The sequence below is a fragment of the Streptomyces sp. NPDC091377 genome, assembly GCF_044757045.1.
Lineage (GTDB): Bacteria > Actinomycetota > Actinomycetes > Streptomycetales > Streptomycetaceae > Streptomyces.
This window is the reverse complement of record NZ_JBIVUE010000036.1, coordinates 14150-33081: the sequence shown is the minus strand read 5'-3', so window position 1 is coordinate 33081 and position 18932 is coordinate 14150. Positions and strand designations below refer to the sequence as shown.

The 18932-nt window shown below is 73.7% G+C and carries 12 protein-coding genes; 3 read left to right on the top strand and 9 right to left on the bottom strand.

What is annotated here, in order from left to right; genetic code table 11:
• From ACIQNG_RS38275 to ACIQNG_RS38235, 9 genes are all read right to left on the bottom strand, one after another.
• The coding region (locus ACIQNG_RS38275; protein WP_401491730.1) for a type I polyketide synthase at window positions 1-1703 on the bottom strand (1703 nt) is incomplete at its 3' end.
• 74 nt (window positions 1704-1777) lie between these two features.
• Complete coding sequence (locus ACIQNG_RS38270) at window positions 1778-2218, bottom strand: nuclear transport factor 2 family protein (protein WP_401491728.1); 441 nt, start codon at window positions 2216-2218, stop codon at window positions 1778-1780.
• 84 nt (window positions 2219-2302) lie between these two features.
• Window positions 2303-4105, bottom strand: a complete 1803-nt coding sequence (locus ACIQNG_RS38265) for a beta-ketoacyl synthase N-terminal-like domain-containing protein (RefSeq protein WP_401491727.1) — start codon at window positions 4103-4105, stop codon at window positions 2303-2305.
• Window positions 4102-6120 carry an amino acid adenylation domain-containing protein gene (locus ACIQNG_RS38260; RefSeq protein ID WP_401491725.1) on the bottom strand — a complete coding sequence of 673 codons (2019 nt, stop codon included), beginning with the start codon at window positions 6118-6120 and terminating at the stop codon, window positions 4102-4104. The genes ACIQNG_RS38265 and ACIQNG_RS38260 overlap by 4 nt, the downstream gene beginning before the upstream one ends.
• Window positions 6117-7268 carry an acyl-CoA dehydrogenase family protein gene (locus ACIQNG_RS38255; RefSeq protein WP_401491723.1) on the bottom strand — a complete coding sequence of 384 codons (1152 nt, stop codon included), beginning with the start codon at window positions 7266-7268 and terminating at the stop codon, window positions 6117-6119. The genes ACIQNG_RS38260 and ACIQNG_RS38255 overlap by 4 nt, the downstream gene beginning before the upstream one ends.
• A gap of 13 nt (window positions 7269-7281) precedes the next feature.
• Window positions 7282-7554, bottom strand: a complete 273-nt coding sequence (locus ACIQNG_RS38250; RefSeq protein ID WP_401441236.1) for a phosphopantetheine-binding protein — start codon at window positions 7552-7554, stop codon at window positions 7282-7284.
• Window positions 7551-8459 (bottom strand): 3-hydroxyacyl-CoA dehydrogenase family protein, encoded by a 909-nt coding sequence (locus ACIQNG_RS38245; protein ID WP_401491721.1) that lies wholly within the window; start codon window positions 8457-8459, stop codon window positions 7551-7553. The genes ACIQNG_RS38250 and ACIQNG_RS38245 overlap by 4 nt, the downstream gene beginning before the upstream one ends.
• Complete coding sequence (locus ACIQNG_RS38240; RefSeq protein ID WP_401491719.1) at window positions 8450-9676, bottom strand: ACP S-malonyltransferase; 1227 nt, start codon at window positions 9674-9676, stop codon at window positions 8450-8452. The genes ACIQNG_RS38245 and ACIQNG_RS38240 overlap by 10 nt, the downstream gene beginning before the upstream one ends.
• 60 nt (window positions 9677-9736) lie before the next feature.
• Window positions 9737-10399 carry a 4'-phosphopantetheinyl transferase family protein gene (locus ACIQNG_RS38235; protein WP_401491717.1) on the bottom strand — a complete coding sequence of 221 codons (663 nt, stop codon included), beginning with the start codon at window positions 10397-10399 and terminating at the stop codon, window positions 9737-9739.
• 232 nt (window positions 10400-10631) lie between these two features.
• Between ACIQNG_RS38235 and ACIQNG_RS38230 the strand changes: the two genes are divergently transcribed.
• From ACIQNG_RS38230 to ACIQNG_RS38220, 3 genes are all read left to right on the top strand, one after another.
• Window positions 10632-11537, top strand: coding sequence for a methyltransferase domain-containing protein (locus ACIQNG_RS38230; RefSeq protein ID WP_401441243.1), 906 nt, complete (start codon window positions 10632-10634; stop codon window positions 11535-11537).
• Window positions 11538-11665: 128 nt separating this feature from the next.
• Window positions 11666-17122, top strand: a complete 5457-nt coding sequence (locus ACIQNG_RS38225) for an SDR family NAD(P)-dependent oxidoreductase (protein WP_401491715.1) — start codon at window positions 11666-11668, stop codon at window positions 17120-17122.
• Window positions 17123-17191: 69 nt separating this feature from the next.
• Window positions 17192-18932: beta-ketoacyl synthase N-terminal-like domain-containing protein (locus tag ACIQNG_RS38220; protein ID WP_401491713.1), on the top strand; the 1741-nt coding region annotated here is incomplete at its 3' end.

Genomic DNA, 18932 nt, shown 5'->3' with positions numbered 1-18932 from the left:
CAGGGGGTGGGTCCGGTGGTGGTGCGGGTGGGTCCGGTGGTCAGGGCGGGGTGGTCGCGGCCTTCGGCGAGTGCGGTGAGTGCGGTGTGTAGTTCTTCGGTGGTGTGGGTGACGATTGCGGCGCGGTGGTCGAGTTTGGCGCGGCCGGTCCACAGGCGGGCGGCCAGCGGGGCGACGGCCGTGTCGGGGTGGGTGTCGAGGTAGGCGGCGAGGCGGCCCGCTGATTCGGCGAGGGCCTTCGGCGAGCGGGCCGACACGACCACCGGTACGGGGGTGGCGTTGTCCTCGCGGGGGTCGGGCTCGGCCGGTTCGGGTTCGGGTGCCGCTTCAAGGATCACGTGGGCGTTGGTGCCGCTGATACCGAACGACGACACCGCGGCCCGGTGGGGCTGTCCGGAGTCGGGCCATGGCTGTGCCTCGGTCAGCAGTGAGATGCTGCCCGCGCTCCAGTCGACGTGACGCGACGGCTCATCGACGTGCAGAGTGGGCGGCAGCACCCCGTGCCGCATCGCCTGCACCATCTTGATGACACCCGCCACGCCGGCGGCGCCCTGCGTGTGACCGATGTTGGACTTCACCGACCCCAGCCACAGCGGCCGTTCGGCGGAGTGCGCCCGCCCGTAGGTCGCGAGCAGTGCCTGTGCCTCGATGGGGTCGCCGAGGGTGGTGCCCGTGCCATGTGCCTCCACGACGTCCACCTGGCTCGCGTCCAGCCGGGCGCCGGCGAGGGCCTGCTCGATGACACGCTGCTGGGAGGGTCCGTTGGGCGCGGTCAGGCCGTTGGAGGCGCCGTCCTGGTTCACGGCCGAGCCGCGCAGTACGGCCAGCACCGGGTGGCCGTTGCGCTGGGCGTCGGACAGCCGCTCCAGCAGGATCAGACCCACTCCCTCGCCCCAGCCGGTGCCGTCGGCGGCGTCGGCGAAGGGCTTGCAGCGGCCGTCGGGAGCCAGCCCCCGCTGACGGGAGAACTCGACGAACACCCCTGGCGTCGACATCACGGTGACGCCCCCGGCCAGCGCGAGGTCGCACTCACCGTTGCGCAGCGCCTGGGCCGCCAGGTGGAGCGCGACCAGCGACGACGAGCACGCCGTGTCGACCGTGACCGCCGGGCCCTCCAGACCGAAGGTGTACGCCACACGGCCCGAAGCCACGCTCGCGGCACTGCCGTTGCCCAGGAAGCCGTCGTAGCCGCTGGGCAGCCGGTCGAGGAGCCGGGCGACGTACTCGCTGTACATCACGCCCGCGTAGACGCCGGTCTTGCTGCCCTTGAGGGTGTGCGGGTCCAGGCCCGCGCGCTCGAAGGTCTCCCAGGCGGTCTCCAGGAGCAGCCGCTGCTGCGGGTCGGTCGCGATCGCCTCACGCGGGCTGATACCGAAGAACGCCGCGTCGAACTCCGTCGCGTCGTGCAGGAATCCGCCCTCGCGCGCGTAGCTTCTGCCGGTCGCGTCCGGGTCGGGGTCGAAGAGGCCGTCCAGGTCCCAGCCACGGTCGTCGGGGAAGCCGGAGATCGCGTCCGTGCCCTCGGCCACCAGTGTCCACAGCTCTTCGGGTGACCGCACCCCGCCCGGATAACGGCAGGCCATCGAGACGACCGCCACCGGCTCCCGGACCCCGGTTTCCAGGACGGACAGCCGCTGCTGTGCTTCATGCAGTTCGGCAGTGACCCATTTCAGGTACTCGACGAGCTTGTCTTCCTTGGACATCCGCACTCGATCCGGTCGTGGCGAAAGGCAAAGGCATGCTTTCGGCGAGTTTCCGTACGACCGCTAAAGGGCCCCTAAGAATTGCCGAAGTCCCCTAGGTCGCGGCTTGCCGTGCTCTCGGGGATCGCGTGGAGCGACATGTCCGTATGGCCGCTGAAAACCTGCATCCGGCAGATGCGGCCGGTCGAGTCGATCCGCATGAGCGCAATCAGGGAGATCCTGAGGAACTTTCCCTCCGGTATCTGTGCGGGGCGGAGTTCGGCGACGATCGGAAGGGCCACGTGTTCCCCGTCGAGGGCGGCGACGGGGGTGCTGGGGGTCTCGTGGACGCCGTACGCCACCAGTCCGGCGAGGTGGGACCGGTAGGCGGCGCGATCGGTGAACGTCCTGTCGCCGACCGGGTCGTCGACGTACGGCGGATCGGTGAAGAGGGAGAGGACCCCGTCCACGTCGCCCTCGTTGATCCGCCGGCAGTACTCCAGGGCGACGTCTTTGCGCGCTTCCTCGTCCAGCATCGGGTGCTCCTCCCCTGACCGCGGTCCCGGCTCGTCCGGCCCGGGGAGCATGCTGGTGGGTGTGGCCAAAGCGACGCCAAAACGTCAGGGCGGGTCCGGCTCGGTCCCTTCCCGGGTGGGCCAGTGGTGGCGGCGGCGCATCGGGTGCGTCGGCAGCCGGAGCCGGCGGCGGGACTCACCGGCGTACACCGGTGTCCAGTCCGGAGCGGCGCCCCGCAGCCAGGCAGCGGCCGGCGCGCGCAGTGCGGGCGGCAGGGCGGCGGGTGGGGTGGACAGCCAGCGCCGGGCTCGGACGGCGCGTGCGGCGGCGGCGCAGTTGTCGGCGAGAACCGCGCGGCGGTGGCGGTGGGCGACGCGGCCGTTCTGGAGTGTGAAGGCGATGTCGGCGGGGTCGGTGTCGGCGTGGTCCTCCAGATAGCGGCGCAGTTCGGCGGTGGCCGATTCCAGTGCCTCGGCCGAGTGTGCCGACCAGACGAAGAGGTGCTGCCGCGGTTCTGGACTCGGGGTGTCCGGCGGGTCGGGCGGCTCCTCTACGACGACGTGCACGTGGGTTCCGTCCCGGCCGAGCGCGTTGACGCCCGCGATGCGACGGCCGGGCGCGGGGTTCCAGGGCTGGGATTCGGCGGCGATGTAGAACGGGCTGTCCACCAGGCCGAGTCCGGGGTGAGGACGGTGGAAGTGAGGGGTGCCGGGAAGGACGCGGTGGTGGAGTGCCAGCACGGTCTTGATCAGGCCGGTGACACCCGCCGCGGTGTCCAGATGGCCTACGTTCGCCTTCACCGATCCCAGCGCGCAGAAGCCCCGGCGTCCGGTGGCGAACGCCTCGGTGAGTACGGCGAGTTCGGCGGGGTCGCCCGTGGGGCTGCCCGCGCCATGGGCCTCGACGTAGCTCACGTCCGTCGCCGCCAGGCCCGCGGCGGCCAGGGCTTCGCGTACGGCACGCGTATGCCCGCCGGCGTGTTCGGGGGCGGGTCCGGTGGCGGGTCCGGTGGGCCCTGTCCTGTCGTCGCCGGTCATGGCGGTGCCGCGGATGACGGCGTGGATCCGGTCGCCGTCGGCGAGGGCGTCGGACAGCCGCCGCAGGACGACCACGGCGGCACCGTCGCCGAGGATCACGCCGTCCCCGTCGGCGTCGAACGGGCGGCACCGGCCGGACCGGGCGAGGCCACTCCCCTCCGGGCAGCGGTAGCCGACGTGCTGGGGCAGGCGCAGGGCGACGCCGCCGGCGAGCGCCATGTCGCAGTCGCCGTCGAGCAGGTGGCGGCAGGCGAGATGAACGGCCACGAGCGAGGCCGGGCCGTCGTCCGGCACAGTGACCACCGGACCGGTGAGGCCGAGGCTGCGGGCGATGGCGACAGCGACGGCGACGGCCGGGTGGCCGGAACCGTTGGGCACGTGGGCCCGATGGGCGACCGGGCCCACGCGCCATCCGTCGGATACAGCGGATTCAGCGGATGCGTCGGGTGCGTCGATCGTCTCGTGCCCGAGGAGCGCGGCGTAGTCGCTGCGGCGGTGGGCCAGGAAGACTCCGGTCGGGCCGTCGAAGGTGCCGGGGCCGTGCCCGGACTGTTCCAGGGCCTCGTGGCAGAGGTCGAGCAGGATGCGCTGCTCGGGGTCCGTCGTGTGCGCCTCGTGGTCCGTGTATCCGAAGAAGGCCGCGTCGAACAGGCCCGCTCCGGCGAGGTGGGCGCCGCTCGGGACGTGCTCGGGATGGCCGATGAGGTCGCGGTCGGTGCCCGCCGCGAGCAGTTCGGCCTCCGTGTAGTCGGTGACGGCGTCCCGCTGCTCGTCGAGGATCCGCCACAGCTCCGCCACGTCGGCGGCGCCCGGGAAGCGGCCGGTCATGCCGGTGACGGCGATCGAGCGGTCCCGCGCGCTGCTGGTCACAGGCGTGCTCCATGGGTGCGCAGGTACTCCGGATCGGCGAGCAGCGCCCGGTCGAGTTTCCCGGTGGCGGTCCGTGGCATCGTCTCGACGCGGACGAACACGGACGGCACGAGGTGTCCGGGCAGCTGCGTGGCGAGCGCCGGGCGCAGGGCGTCCGCCGTCAGGTCCGGGGCCCCGGTGAGCACCGCGTGCAGCACGGCGCGGGACGGGTCGGGGGCGTGCACGTGGACGGCGCATCCGGTGACCTGCGGCAGGGACATCACGGCATGCTCCACCTCGCCGAGTTCCACGCGGATGCCGCGGATCTTCACCTGAAGGTCGTCGCGGCCGAGGTATTCGAGTTCTCCGGCCGGGGTCCAGCGGCCGATGTCGCCGGTGTCGTACATCAGGGCGCCGGGGCGTCCCGGTTCGGGCACGAAGCGTTCGGCGGTCCTGGTCTCGTCGGCGAGGTAGCCGCGGGCGACGCCGACGCCGGCGACGAACAGTGTCCCGTACACGCCGATCGGGGCGGGCCTGCCGTGGCGCAGGACGTGGACACGGGTGTTGTCGATGGGCCGGCCGATCGGGATCCGTGCGGGCGGTGGCCCGGGCGGCAGGGGGTGGGCGGTGGAGTCGACGGTGGTCTCGGTGGGGCCGTAGAGGTTGACCAGTCGGCAGCCGTGCGGGCCGAGGAGGCGGTCGAAGGCGGCGGCCGTCGCGGGGAGCAGGGTTTCGCCGCTGACGAAGCACCGGCGCAGGCCGCGCAGTTCCGGGGCGGTGCCGGCCGCCGTGAGGTGGGCGAGGAGGACGTCGAGCATCGACGGGACGAAGTGCGTGACGGTGACGCCGTGCCGGGCGATCGCGTCCTCGACGGCGAGCGGGAAGACCTCCGCGCCGGGGGGCAGCAGGTGCATCCGGGCGCCGGCGAGGACCCACCAGAACAGCTCCCAGACGGAGACGTCGAACACCGTCGGGGTCTTCTGGAGGACGACGTCGTCGGCGGTCAGCGGGAACCGGCGCTGCATCCAGGTCAGCCGGTTGACGACCGAGCGGTGTTCGACCATCACGCCCTTGGGTTCGCCGGTGGAGCCGGAGGTGTGGATGACGTAGCACAGGTCGGTCGGGCCGGGCGGCTTCGCGCCGCCGGTGCCGGCCCGCAGGGCGGGGTCGTCCAGCGGGAGGAGGTCGGCGGGCAGGTCGGCGGCCAGGGCGCGGAGGCCGGGCGCGTCGGCGGTGGCCCGGTCGGCGAGGAGTGTGGTGACGCCGCACCGCTCCAGCGTGCGGCGCAGTCTCGCGGCCGGTGCCCGGGGGTCGAGGGGGAGGTAGGCGAGGCCCGCGCCGAGGATGCCGAAGAGGGCGACCGGCAGGTCGAGGGAGCGCTGGGCGGGCACCGCGACGAGGCCGTGGGGTCCGTGGTCCCGGCCCGCGAGGAACGTGGCGAGCCGTTCCGCCCGGTCGGCGAGTTCGCCGTAGGTGAGGGTGTCCGTGGCGGTGCTGACCGCGATGCGGTCGGGTGTCGCCGTGGCCCGGTCGTGCAGCAGGTCGACCAGAGTCAGGTCGTCGCGGAAGGGGGCGTCGGTGGCGTTGAACGCCGCGATGCGCAGCCGCTGTTCGTCGTCCAGGAGGTCGTGGGCGCCGACCGGGCGGGCGGGGTCCTGCCGTGTGCGGTCCAGCAGGGTGGTGGCCAGGTGGCGGAGCGTGTGTGCCGCGGCGCGGTCGGCGGCGTGCGCGGTGGTCCGCCCGGTGGCCGGGTCGATCGTGATGCGGCGGTGGGTGGGGGTGCCGTGGGTGTCGGGGCCGGGCGGGCCGGTGGTGACGACGAGTCGGCAGTCGGCGGGCCGGTCCGGTGGGGCCGGTTGCGCCGTGGCCCGGCGGGCGAGTCCGGCGAAGGGCTCGGCGGGGTCCACCGTGACGGTGAACCGGCGGGGTTCGTCGCCCGCCGTCGGTCCGGTCAGCTCGATCAGGGCGGTGTCGCGGTGGTCGAGATGGTGCACGGCCAGCGCCGCCACGGCCACCAGGTGGGGCACGGGAATCACGGGCGGCCTCCGGCGGCGGCCTCGCGCGCCAGCGGTACGGCGAGCAGACGTTCGAGGAGCTGCGGGGTGCCCTCGATGATGCTGAGGACCTTGGCGTCGCGGTAGACGGCGGCGACCCCGTTCTCCTCGAAGCAGCCCTGGGCGCCCATGGCCTGTACCGCCTGGGCGCTGTGGCGTTCCAGTGCCTGGCAGGCCAGGTACTTGGCCATGAGGACCTTGCGGGTGGCGGCGCCGTCGCACGCGTCCAGCGCACGCGAGGCGGTGACGCACAGGGCGCGGACGGCGGCGGCGTCGACACCCATGGCGGTGATCAGGGACTGGATCTGGCCGTGGTCGACGGCGTTGCGGCCGAAGACCGCGCGGTCCAGGACGAAGGCGGAGCACTGGGAGAACGCCCGGCGCAGCATTCCGGCGGCCATCCAGGCGACCGCGTGCCGGCCGTGTTCGAGCAGGTGCGGGACCAGCACGGTGGAGGCGAATCCCGGCCGCCCGATGACGGCGTCCCGTTCGACGCGGCAGTCCCGCATGACCTCGGTGGCCAGTGCGGCGGCGCGCAGTCCGAGCAGCCCGGTCATGGGCGTGACCTCCAGCCCGGGGTTGCCGCGCTCCAGCAGGCAGCAGACCTGGCCTCCTTCGCCACGGGCCAGGACGAGGTAGAGGTCGGCGCGCAGGCCGAAGGTGGTGTACAGCTTCGTGCCGTCGAGCCGGTGTCCGTCGGGCCGTTCCCCGAGGGTGGTCGTGATGCCGGACAGGTCGCTGCCGGAGGTGCGTTCGGTCATGCAGACGGCGGCGATCCGGCGGCCGGACGCGAGGTCGGGGAGGAGGGTCTCGCGCTGGGTGTCGCTGCCCCAGCGCACCAGGGTCCGCGCGACCATGCCGTGCACGTTCACCAGGGAGGCGAGGGAGGCGCTGATGTGGCCGAGGGCCTCGTACAGCAGGCCGAGTTCGACGGCGGACCAGCCGAGGCCGCCGTACTCCTTCGGGATCATCGCCCCGAACAGGCCCTGCGCGGCGCACCACCGGATCACTTCCTCGGGCAGTTCGCCGTCGCGTTCCCAGTGGGGGCCGTGGGTGCTCCAGGCCGTGCCGACGAGGGCGTTGATCGTCCGGTGGTGCTGCTGCTGCGCCTCGGTGAGCAGATCGTCCACTTCGTCCTCCGGCTCAGCCGCGGCCGGCGCGGACCGCGGCCTGCTTGTCGTGCACGGTGCGCGCGATGCGGCGCAGGGAGGCGAAGTTGGCGAGGTCCAGGTCGTCCACGCCGAACCGGATCGTGTACCTGGTTTCGAGGAACGCGATCAGCTCCACGACGAGCAGGGAGTTCACCAGGCCCGTCGTGAACAGTTCCTCGTCGGCGGCCGGGCGCAGGGTCGGGTCGTGCTGGGCGAGGAACGCCCCGACCGCCTCGCACACTGCTGCTTCCTCCGCGTCGGTCATGACGGGACCTCTCTGGCTGGGTGCTGGTAGGTGTAGAAGCCCTGTTGGGTCTTCCGGCCGAGTTGCCCCCGGTGGACCATGTCCCGCAGCAGGGCGCAGCTGTCGAAGCGCGGGGCGCCGGTGGCGTCGCGGAGGTGGTCGAGGGTGTGGAGGACGGTGTCGAGGCCGATGAGGTCCGCGGTCTGGAGCGGGCCCATGCGGTGGCCGAAGCAGTCCCGGAAGATCCGGTCGACGGTCTCGGGGGCGACGCCGTGCTCCTCTACGACGCGGGCGGCCTCGTTGAAGAAGAGGTGGGAGACGCGGTTGCTGACGAAGCCGGGGAAGTCGCCGACGACGATCGTCTTCTTCCGCAGCAGCGTGGCGAGTTCGCCGACGCGGGCGAGGGTCGCGTCGGTGGTGGCCTCGGGGCGCATCACTTCGACGGCGGAGGTCAGGTAGGGCGGGTTCATGAAGTGGACGCCGATGACGCGTTCCGGCCGGGACAGGTGCGCGGCCAGGCGGGCGACGGGGATGCTGGAGGTGTTGACGGCGACGACGGCGGTCGCTGTCACGAGGGTGTCGAGCAGCCGGTACACGTCCTCTTTGACGTCCAGGCGTTCGGTGACGTTCTCCACGATCAGGGTGCATTCGGCGAGCGCCGCGGGGTCGGTGCCGATCTGGACGGCGGACTCGGCCCGGTCGGCGGAGGCGGGGAAGCCGGGGCGGAGCATCGGCGCGATGCGGGCCGCTTCGGCGAGCCGGGCCGGTGCGCTCGCGCACTGCGCGGGGTCGTGGTCGACCAGGTTGACGCGGAAGCCGTGCAGGGCGAGGTCGGCGGCGACGCCGAGGCCGATGACGCCCGCGCCGAGGACGCCGACCGTGCCGAACGAGTCCGGGGTCCGGGTGTCGGTGCCGGTCACTGCCATGTGCGTCCTCCGGTGGCGGCGGCGAGTTGCCTGCGGCGCTCGCGCTCGGCGATGCCTTTTGCGGCCAGCAGGGCGTCGAGGGCGCCGAGGGCGGCCGTGATCGCGTCGGGTGTCCGGGCGCGGCGGGTCTCCGCCAGGCGTCGGTGGTGCTGGGCCACGTCGGTGTCCTGGCGCAGGGTGGGGGTGCTGGCGGCGATGCGCAGACACGCGTCGAGCACGGCGGGGGCGTCGTCGGCGCGAAGGCGCAGGTCATGCGCGAGTGCGTCGAAGTCGTCGTAGTGGTCGACGGGCCGGGGCAGGGGGTGGCCGTGGGTGCGGGCCGAGAGGAAGGTCAGGACCCTGCCGGGGCCCATCTCCAGGCTCGTGCCGACGCCGTCGGCGGCCAGGTGTCGCTGTACGGCGTGCCAGCGCACCGGGGAGACCAGCTGGTCGGCGAGCAGGCGCGCGCTGGCGGGGCCGCCGGGGTGGGGGCGGGCGTCGACGCCGGAGATCACCGGCAGCCGCGGGACGGCCACGTCGACGCCGGCCAGGGCGTCGGCCAGCGCGTCGGCGGCCGGGGCCATCAGCGGGCTGTGGAACGGGCCGGTGACGCGCAGCGGGAACACCTGGGCGCCGCGGGCCTCGAACTCCCCCGCCGCGGCGCGCAGATCGGTGGTGCGGCCGGAGACGGCGGCTCTGCGCGGGCCGTCCATGATCGACGGGTGGAGTCGGTGGACGCCCTGTTCGGTCCACAGCCGGCACAGGTGCTCCACGGTGCCGGTGTCGAGTCCGGTGACCCACATCATGCCGCCGTCGAGCCGGGCGGCGACGTCGGCGACGCAGTGTCCGCGGTACCGGACGAGCCGCAGTGCGGCGGCGAACGGCAGGGCGCCCGCGGCGCACAGTGCGGAGTACTCGCCGAGGCTGTGTCCTGCGGTGTGGGTCAGGGTCGGGCCCAGCTCCCGCTCGCAGGCGCGGTACATCGCGACGCCGAGGGTGAGAAGGGCGAGTTGCGACTCGGTCTGGAGATTCAGGCGGGCGCGTGCCGACGGGCCGGTGGCGGTGCATAATTCGGCCACGTCGAATTCGAGAACATCGCTCGCCTCGGTGAATGTTTCACGGACTACCGTATAGCGCTTGTGTAATCGGGTGGCCATCCCGGCGTATTGCGAGCCGACGCCGGGGAAAAGGGCAGCAATTCCCCATGGAGCGGCCAACACAACTGTCCCCCGTTGCATTTGACGGTCCTGGAAATCCATGTGGTCCTCCGGCAGTGAACCACACACCGGCGGGGCTGTTCAACGGAGTCGGTGCGCGTCGATCAGGGTGCTCCCGTGGCGGACGGTGACCTGTCCCGGGTTGCCCCGGACCGCGACCGTGCCGACGTAGGGGGTGGGAAAGAGCAGGTCGTGGAGGGTGAAGTCACGGGGGTCGCCGAGGCCGGGCGGCAGCGACAGCAGGGTCGTCCCGCTGGTCACGACGTCGGCCGGGCGGACGGTGACGCCCCTGCCCAGGGCTTTGAGGACGGCCTCCTTGCGGGTCCACACCCGGGCGAAGGACGCGTAGTCGCGGCACTGCGCGCGTTCGGGCTCCGACAGCGCCCAGGTCACCGGGGTCCGGCCGGCCGTGGTGTCTTCCGCGTCGACGCCGACGGTGTGCTCCGAGACGGCGACGACTGCCAGGTCCCCGGTGTGGGACACGGAGAAGTCGACCGCGGGGTCCGCGACCGGTTTGCCGTGCCCGGCGCCGCAGTGGCGGCAGGTCCGGTCGAACGCCAGCCGCTCCGGCGGCCGTTGCAGCCATCGGGCGAGAACCAGCCGGGCCAGCGTCCACGCGGCGAGGGAGCGAGCGCGGTCGCGTTGCCGTGCAAGGCGGTCCAGCCGTTCGCGGTCGCCGTCGTCCAGGAGCGCGGCGAGCCCCGCGGGCACCGAGTCCACAGCCACGTACCAGACTTCGGTCATCGCTCGTGCCGTCCTTCCCGTGTCCGCGCCCGGTGGGTCGGCCGCCCATTCGTTGCTCGTGCCGTCCTTCCCGTGTCCGCGCCGGGTGGGTCGGCCGCCCATTCGCTCACCTCGGCCGGGTCGCGTCTAGAGCGGACCAAGGTGGTCTTTAGAAGCCGCTCCTAGCTTCCGTTCGTCAGATGTGGGATCTCCGCGGCCGTCTCGGGCGCCCGATCGCTGAAAGGGAGCCGTCGTGAAGCTGTCGGCACTGTGGCAGGACATGCGGATGCTGGGAAACCTGTTCCTGGTCCGCACAACGTCAGACCCCGACAAGAAGACCGCGCGACTGTACGAGATGTACCCGCCGGACCGGCTGGTGGTCGAGGACACCCATTACTACAACCTCGGCTACTGGCAGCCCGGTTGCACCACGCTGGACGAGGCCGCCGAGACCCTGGCCGACGTCGTGGCGGACACCGCCGGGTTCAAGCCCGACGACACGGTCCTGGACGTCGGCTTCGGCTACGGCGACCAGGACTTCCACTGGATCGACCGGTACGGGCCCAGCAAGATCATCGGCATCAACATCACCAAGATTCATATCCGGATCGCCAGGGAGCGGGCGCGCAAGCAGGGCCTTCAGGACCGGGTCGACTTCCGCGAGGGCTCGGCCACCGCGATCCCGCTGCCGGACAACAGCGTCGACAAGGTGGTGGCCCTGGAGTCGGCGTTCCACTTCGACACCCGCGCGGCCTTCTTCGCCGAGGCGTTCCGTGTGCTGCGGCCCGGCGGTGTGCTGGTCACCGCGGACATCATCCCGATGGCCGGCGGCAAGGCCAAGGCCGACATCAGGTCGCACGCCATCAAGTGGATCCGCATCATGATCGACGACGCCAACTGGTACCCGCGCGACCGCTACGGCGATCTGCTGGGCTCCGCCGGCTTCGACTCCGTCGAGGTCCGCTCGATCCGGGACAACGTCTACGAGCAGTGGCGGCAGTACCACGTGCGCCGCGTCCAGGACCCGGCCTTCCAGCGCCGTTCCAGCAAGCTCTTCTACAAGATGGTCGCTGTCGCGCACCGCGACCAGGACCTGCTCACCGAGGAGCTGAAGTCGCTGGACTACGTGGTCGCCGCGGCCCGCAAGCCGGCCCAGTGACCACCGGCGGTCCGTGCCCCTGAGCGGGCATGGGCCGCGCCCCGGCGCACGCAGCTCCGCCGGTCCGTATCCGCCGCGTGGTGCCCTGCCCCGCAGGGCACCACGGGCGCCGTTCCCGAAGGCGTTCCATGGCCAGCAACGAGGACAAGCTCCGCTCGTATCTGAAAGCGGTCACCGCCGATCTCCAGCAGACCCGGCAGCGGCTGCAGGCGATGGAACAGCGCGAGCAGGAGCCGATCGCGGTGATCGGCATGGCCTGCCGCTATCCCGGTGGGGCGGTGTCCCCGGACGCCCTGTGGGAGCTGGTGGCGACCGGCCGGGACGCGATCGGTGAGTTCCCCGCCGACCGGGGCTGGGACCTGGAGGCCGTGTTCGACGCCGACCCCGACCGGGCCGGCACGAGCTATGCCCGCCGCGGCGGCTTCCTCTACGACCTGCCGGAGTTCGACGCCGAGTTGTTCGGGGTGTCGCCGCGCGAGGCCATGGCGATGGATCCGCAGCAGCGGGTGCTGCTGGAACTGGCCTGGGAGGCGCTGGAGCGGGCGGGGATCGCGGCCGACCGGCTGCGCGGATCGGCCACCGGTGTGTTCGCGGGGGCGTCGGCGACGGACTACGGGCCACGGCTGCACGAGGCAAGCGACGGCGCCGAGGGATATGTGCTGACCGGGACGACCCCCAGTGTCGTCTCCGGGCGGATCGCGTACACCTTCGGGTTCGAAGGGCCGGCGCTGACCGTGGACACGGCGTGCTCGTCCTCGCTGGTGGCGGTGCACCTCGCGGCGCGGGCGCTGCGGCAGGGGGAGTGCGGGCTGGCGCTGGCGGGCGGGGCGACGGTGATGTCGACGCCGGGCATGTTCGTGGAGTTCTCGCGGCAGCGCGGGCTGGCCTCCGACGGCCGCTGCAAGTCCTTCTCCGACGACGCCGACGGCACCGGGTGGGCCGAGGGCGCGGGTCTGCTCGTCCTCGAACGGCTCGGTGACGCCGTGGCGAACGGGCATCCGGTGCTCGCCGTCATCCGGGGCAGCGCGGTCAACTCCGACGGCGCGTCCAACGGGCTGACCGCGCCCAACGGCCCCTCCCAGCAGCGGGTCATCGCACAGGCCCTGGCCGACGCGCGGCTCACCGCACGGCAGATCGACGCGGTGGAGGCGCACGGCACCGGCACCACACTGGGCGACCCCATCGAGGCGCAGGCACTGCTGGCGACGTACGGGCGGGAGCACTCCGCCGAACAGCCGCTGTGGCTGGGGTCGGTGAAGTCCAACATCGGGCACACCCAGGCAGCGGCCGGCGTGGCGGGCCTCATCAAGATGGTGCAGGCCATGCGGCACGGCCGGCTGCCGCGCACCCTGCACGCCGAGCGGCCCTCCCGGCACGTCGACTGGACGTCGGGCGGGGTGGAACTGCTGGCGGAGGACACCGCGTGGCCCGCCACGAACCGGCCCCGGCGCGCGGCCGTGTCGGCCTTCGGGATCAGCGGCACCAACGCCCATGTCGTCCTGGAACAGGCGCCGCCGCCGGTGGAGACGGGGGGCGCCGAGCGGGGGGCGGGTCCTGCGGAGCCGATCGACGGGCGGCGGGCCGGGGGCGCCGCGAACACCATCGACGGGCAGCGCGCCGGGGGCGCCAGGAACACCATCGACGGGCAACGCGCCGGGGGCGCCACGAGGACCATCGACGGACAGCACACCGGGGACCCCGCGAACACCATCGACGGACAGCGGGCCGGGGGCGCCACGAAGACCACCGACGGGCAACGCACCGGAAACCCCGCGAACACCACCGACGGGCAACGCACCGGAAACCCCGCGAACACCACCGACGGGCAACGCACCGGAAACCCCGCGAACACCACCGACGGACAGCACACCGGAAACCCCGCGCACACCGTGGCTCAGTCGGCTTCGGCGGATGCCGCACCGCGCCCGGACGAGGAGCGGGCCGCGCGCACCGCGCTGTGGGTGCTGTCCGCCCGTTCGCGGGAGGCGCTGTCGACCCGGGCCGTCGAGTTGGCGGAGACTGTGCGCGGCGCGTCCGGGGTTCCGGTTGCCGACGTGGGGTGGTCGTTGGCGACGACCCGGGCGGCCTTCGAGGACCGGGCCGTGGTGCTGGGCGCCGGCCGGGACGAACTGGTCGAGGGACTCGACGCCCTGGCCGTGGACGGTACGTCGCCGCGACTCGTCCGTGGGAAGGCCGTGGCCGGTGCGGCGCGGCCGGTGTTCGTCTTCTCCGGTCAGGGCTCGCAGTGGTCCGGCATGGCGGTCGGACTGTGGGACGCCGAGCCGGTGTTCGCCGCGTGGATGCGGCGCTGCGGCGCGGCCCTCGCCCTCCACACCGGCTGGGACCTGCGCACCCTGCTGGACGCCCCCGCGGACGACGACTGCTGGGGCCGTGACGAGGTGGTACAGCCGCTGCTGTGGGCGGTGATGGTGTCCCTGGCCGAGCTGTGGCGGCACTACGGGGTCGCGCCGGCCGCGGTCGTGGGGCATTCGCAGGGCGAGTTCGCCGCGGCGGTGGTGGCGGGCGGGCTGTCCCTGGAGGACGGCGCCCGGCTGGTGGCGGCGCGCAGCAGGGTCGTGGGCGCGCTGTCCGGGAGCGGCGCCATGGTGTCGGTGGCCCTGCCCGCCGCGGAGGTCGAGCGCCAACTGGTGGCGTACAGGGGCGAGCTAGGTGTGGCGGCGGTCAACGGCCCCTCGGCCACAGTGGTCTCGGGCGCCCGGGGCGCCGTGGAGAGCTACCTGGCGCACTGTGCGAGCCAGGGTGTGCGGGCCCGGCCGGTGCCCATCGCGTACGCCTCTCACTCGGCGCTGGTCGAGCCCGTGCGCGAGGAGTTGCTGCGGGAGCTGTCCGGGATCACCGCGCGAGCCGGTGCGGTGCCGTTCTGCTCGACCGTCACCGGGGAGCCGCTGCCCACCGAGGAACTGGACGCCGCCTACTGGTACCGCAACCTGCGCTCCCCGGTGCTGTTCGCTCCCGCGGTGCGACGCCTGCTGGACGCGGGCCACACCGTGTTCCTGGAGATGAGCCCCCATCCGGTGCTGGCACCGGCCGTCGAGGAGTGCCTCGACGCGAGCGGGACCGACGGCCGGGCGCTGGGCACACTGCGCCGGGGCGAGGGCGGCGAACCCCGCTTCCGGCAGGCGCTCGCGGAGGCGTACGCGGCCGGTGTCGTCCCCGACTGGCAGGCCCTGTTCCCGGGTGCACGGGCCGTGCCTCTGCCCACGTACCCGTTCCGGCGGCGCCGCTACTGGCTCGCCGACCGGGCCGGGAGCAGTCCGGAGCCGGCTCGCGGACGCGACGGACACAAGCGGTTCCAGGACCGGGACGAGCGGTCCCGGGTGCGGGACGACCGGTTCTGGGACCGGGACGAGCGGTTCTGGAAGCTGGACGAGCGGTTCTGGAAGCTGGTCGAGCGGGCGGACACCGCCGCGCTGCGGCAGGAGCTGCCGGGGATCGGCGAGGACACGCTGCGCGAGGTCGCCCCGGCGCTCCACGCGTGGCGCACCCGTGCCCGTGCCGACGCCGCGGTCGGCGACCTGCGCCACGAGGTGGTGTGGCGCCCCGTCACGGAACGGCCGGCGGCGGGACACCCCGGGCACTGGCTGCTGGTGACCGCGGGTGCGGCGGCCGGGGAACGGTCCGCCCGCTGGACCGAGGCGGCCCACGACGTCCTGGCCGCGCGGGGCGCCCGGGTCACGGTGGTGGACCTCGCGGGGCTGGGACCGGACGACCGTGCGGTGATCGCGCGCCGGCTGGCCCGGGCGTCGGCGGGCGGGCCGGTCGAGGGGGTCCTGTCCCTGATGGCACTGGACGAGCGGCCCGATCCGGTGCACGGCGCTCTGCCGTCCGGCGCGGCCACGCTGCTCGGACTCGTGCAGGCGCTGGCGGAGCTGGCGGAGCTGGGGACGGACCTCCCGCTGTGGTCGTTGACCTGTGCCGCGGTGAACGCCGTCGACGGCGATGCGCTGCTGCACCCCGTCCAGGCGCAGACCTGGGGGCTGGGCCGCGTGGTGGCCCTGGAGCAACCCCGGCTCTGGGGCGGTCTCGTCGATCTGCCGCCGGATCCCGGCGTCCAGGAGTGGCGGCGGCTGTGCGGCGTCCTGACGGGCTCGGCCGGTGACGAGGACCAGCTCGCGATCCGGCCGGGCGGTGTCCGGGTCCGCAGGCTGGTGCCCGCGCCGCTGCCCGCCGGGGGTGCGGTGTGGCGGCCGGGCGGCACGGTCGTGGTCACCGGCGGCTCCGGGGCGCTCGCGCCGCACCTGGCACGCTGGCTCGCCGACGCCGGCGCCGAGCACGTCGTCCTGGCCAGCCGTCGCGGCCCGGACGCGCCCGGCCACGCGGCGCTGTGCGCCGAACTCGCCGGACGCGGCACGCGGGTGACGGCACTGTCCTGCGACATCACGGACCGGGAGTCGGTACGGGCGCTGCTGCGGGAGGCGACCGCTGCGGGAGGCGGCCCCGTGCGGGCGGTGCTGCACGCGGCCACCGCCACACGGCTCGGGCCACTGGTCGCCACCGGTGCCGCCGAGTTGGCACAGGTGCTGGCGGCGAAGACGCTCGGGGCGGTGCATCTGGCGGAACTCACGGACACCGACGACGCACCGGAGCTGGTCTTCTTCTCCTCCATCGCCGCCGTGTGGGGCAGTGGTGAGCACGGCGCGTACGCGGCGGCCAACGCGTTCCTCGACGCGTACGCCGAGCAGTTGCGCCGGCGGGGCCGCAGGGTCACGGCGGTCGCCTTCGGCGCGTGGCGCAGCGACGAGCTGCCCGCGGAGCTGGACGAGGCCCAGCTGGAGCGGCAGGGCCTGCCCCTGCTGGAGCCCGGTCTCGCGCTGAGCGGACTCGGCCGGGAGCTGGCTGCCGGCGGCGGACGGCCGGTGGCGCTGGTCGACGTGCGGTGGGAGACCTTCGCGCCGGTGTTCGCCTCGGCCAGGCCCCGCCCGCTGTTCGACGAGGTCCCCGCGGTGCGCGGCGCGCTGGAGCGGGCCGCGCGGGCGCGGGTGGCGGACGCGGGAGTGGACGGGGGAGCGGACGCGGGAGCGAGCGGTGAGCGGCTGCGGCGGCTGGCCCGGCTGCCCGAGGCGGCCCGCGCCAGGGAGGTCCTCGACGTGGTGACCGCCGAGGTGTCGGCGGTGCTGGGCCACTCCGGGGCGGACCGGCCCGCGCCGGACCGGACGTTCAAGGAGCTGGGGTTCGACTCGCTCCTGGCGGTGGCCTTGCGCAACCGGCTGCGCGCGGCGACCGGGCTGCCGCTGCCCGTGACGCTCGTCTTCGACCATCCCAGTCCGAAGGCGCTGGCCCGGTTCCTGACGGACGGTCTGGGCGCGGACGACACGAGCGCGCCCGCCGGGTCGGTGCACGAGGAACTGGACCGGCTGGCGGGCGTCCTGGAGTCGGTGCCGGTGGCGGCACCGGAGCGGACGGCGGTGCGCGAGCGGCTGCTGGCGCTGGCCGACGCGCTCGCCCCGCTGCCCGGCGGAGGCGGTCCGGACGGTGCCGACGCGGACCTCGACGAGGTCAGCACCGACGACCTGCTGAAGATCATCGACCAGGAGTTCGGCACCGACGGCATCGGCGTCGACTGAACCGCGACCGACGCGACCTCACCGGCCGATCCGAGCCGGGAGCGGCGGACGGAAGGAGCTGTTCCGGCCATGGCCGAGGAAGACAAGCTGCGCGACTATCTCAAGCGGCTCACGGCCGATCTGCGCCGGACCACCCGCAGGCTCCGGGAGTTGGAGGAGCAGCGGCGGGAGCCGGTCGCGGTCGTCGGCATGGCCTGCCGGTATCCCGGGGGCGCGCGGTCACCGGAGGATCTGTGGGAGCTGCTGCGGGACGGCCGCGACGTCATCTCGGCGATGCCCGCGAACCGTGACTGGCACCTGGACGACCACTTCCACCCCGACGCCGGCCGGCCGCACACCTCGTACGTGCGTGAGGGCGGTTTCCTGGACGACGTGTCCGGCTTCGACGCGGGTTTCTTCGGCATCTCCCCGCGCGAGGCCCTCGCCATGGATCCGCAGCAGCGGCTGCTGCTCGAACTGGCGTGGGAGAGCGCGGAGCTGGGCGGCATCGATCCGCACGCGCTGCGCGGCACCCGTACCGGGGTGTTCGTGGGCAGCAACCCCACCGAGTACGGCGGACTCCTCAGGGACGCCCCGGCCGGGGTCGGCGGGCATCTGCTCACCGGCACGGTCCTGAGTGTGCTGTCGGGGCGCCTCGCCTACACCCTCGGCCTGGAAGGGCCCGCGGTGAGCGTGGACACCGCCTGTTCCACGTCCCTCACCGCGGTGCATCTGGCGGTGCAGGCGCTGCGCCGCGGGGAGTGCGCGATGGCGCTGGCCGGCGGGGCGACGGTGTTCTCGACGGTCGGACCGTTCACCGAGATGAGCCGGCAGCGCGTGCTGGCCGCGGACGGCCGGTGCAAGCCCTTCGGCGCCGGTGCCGACGGCATGGGCATGTCCGAGGGCGCGGGCATGGTCCTCCTGGAGCCGCTGGGCGAGGCCCGCCGCAAGGGGCACCGGGTGCTGGCCGTGATCCGGGGCAGCGCGGTCAACTCCGACGGTTCCTCCAACGGGCTGACCGCGCCCAGCCGGCACGCGCAGGAGAAGGTGATCCGGGCGGCCCTGGCCGACGCGGGCCTGGCCGCCGCCGACGTGGACGCGGTCGAGGCGCACGGCACCGGGACCGAACTGGGCGATCCGATCGAGGCCCAGGCGCTGCTGGCCACCTACGGGCGCGGTCGCGGCGCCTCCGGTGCGCCCCTGTGGCTGGGGTCGGTGAAGTCGAACATCGGGCACACCCAGGCGGCGGCGGGCGTGGCCGGACTGATCAAGCTGGTGCTGGCGCTGCGCCATGACGAGCTGCCGCGCACGCTGCACGCGCGGACGCCCAGCCCGCACATCGAGTGGGATCCGGCCGCGCTGGCCCTGCTGAACGAGCCGGTGCCGTGGCGGGAGACCGGCCGTCCGCGGCGCGCGGCGGTGTCGGCGTTCGGCATCAGCGGAACCAACGCACACGTGATCGTCGAGGAGGCACCCGCCGAGGGCGAGGCACCCGTGCCCTCCGACCGGAGGCCCAGCCCCGGCACGGCGGACACGACCCCGGACCGGACGCCTGCCACCGGCACCGCGGACACGACCCCGGGCCGGACGCCTGCCACCGGCACCGCGGACACGACCCCGGGCCGGACAGTCTCGGACTCCGCAGACACGGTCCAGGGCGGGACGCCCGTCCCCGGCACCGCGGGCACGGCCCCCGACCAGACGCCCGCCCCCGGCACAACGGGCACCGCCCCGGACCGGACAGTCTCGGACTCCGCAGACACGGTCCAGGGCGGGACGCCCGTCCCCGGCACCGCGGGCACGGCCCCCGACCAGACGCCCGCCCCCGGCA

What these genes read in the sequence shown, in the direction of transcription:
- ACIQNG_RS38270 (WP_401491728.1), bottom strand. Translation starts at nt 2,218, where the DNA reads ATGCTGGACGAGGAAGCGCGCAAAGACGTCGCCCTGGAGTACTGCCGG.
- ACIQNG_RS38250 (WP_401441236.1), bottom strand. Translation starts at nt 7,554, where the DNA reads ATGACCGACGCGGAGGAAGCAGCAGTGTGCGAGGCGGTCGGGGCGTTC.
- ACIQNG_RS38245 (WP_401491721.1), bottom strand. Translation starts at nt 8,459, where the DNA reads ATGGCAGTGACCGGCACCGACACCCGGACCCCGGACTCGTTCGGCACG.
- ACIQNG_RS38235 (WP_401491717.1), bottom strand. Translation starts at nt 10,399, where the DNA reads ATGACCGAAGTCTGGTACGTGGCTGTGGACTCGGTGCCCGCGGGGCTC.
- ACIQNG_RS38225 (WP_401491715.1), top strand. Translation starts at nt 11,666, where the DNA reads ATGGCCAGCAACGAGGACAAGCTCCGCTCGTATCTGAAAGCGGTCACC.
- ACIQNG_RS38240 (WP_401491719.1), bottom strand. Translation starts at nt 9,676, where the DNA reads ATGCAACGGGGGACAGTTGTGTTGGCCGCTCCATGGGGAATTGCTGCC.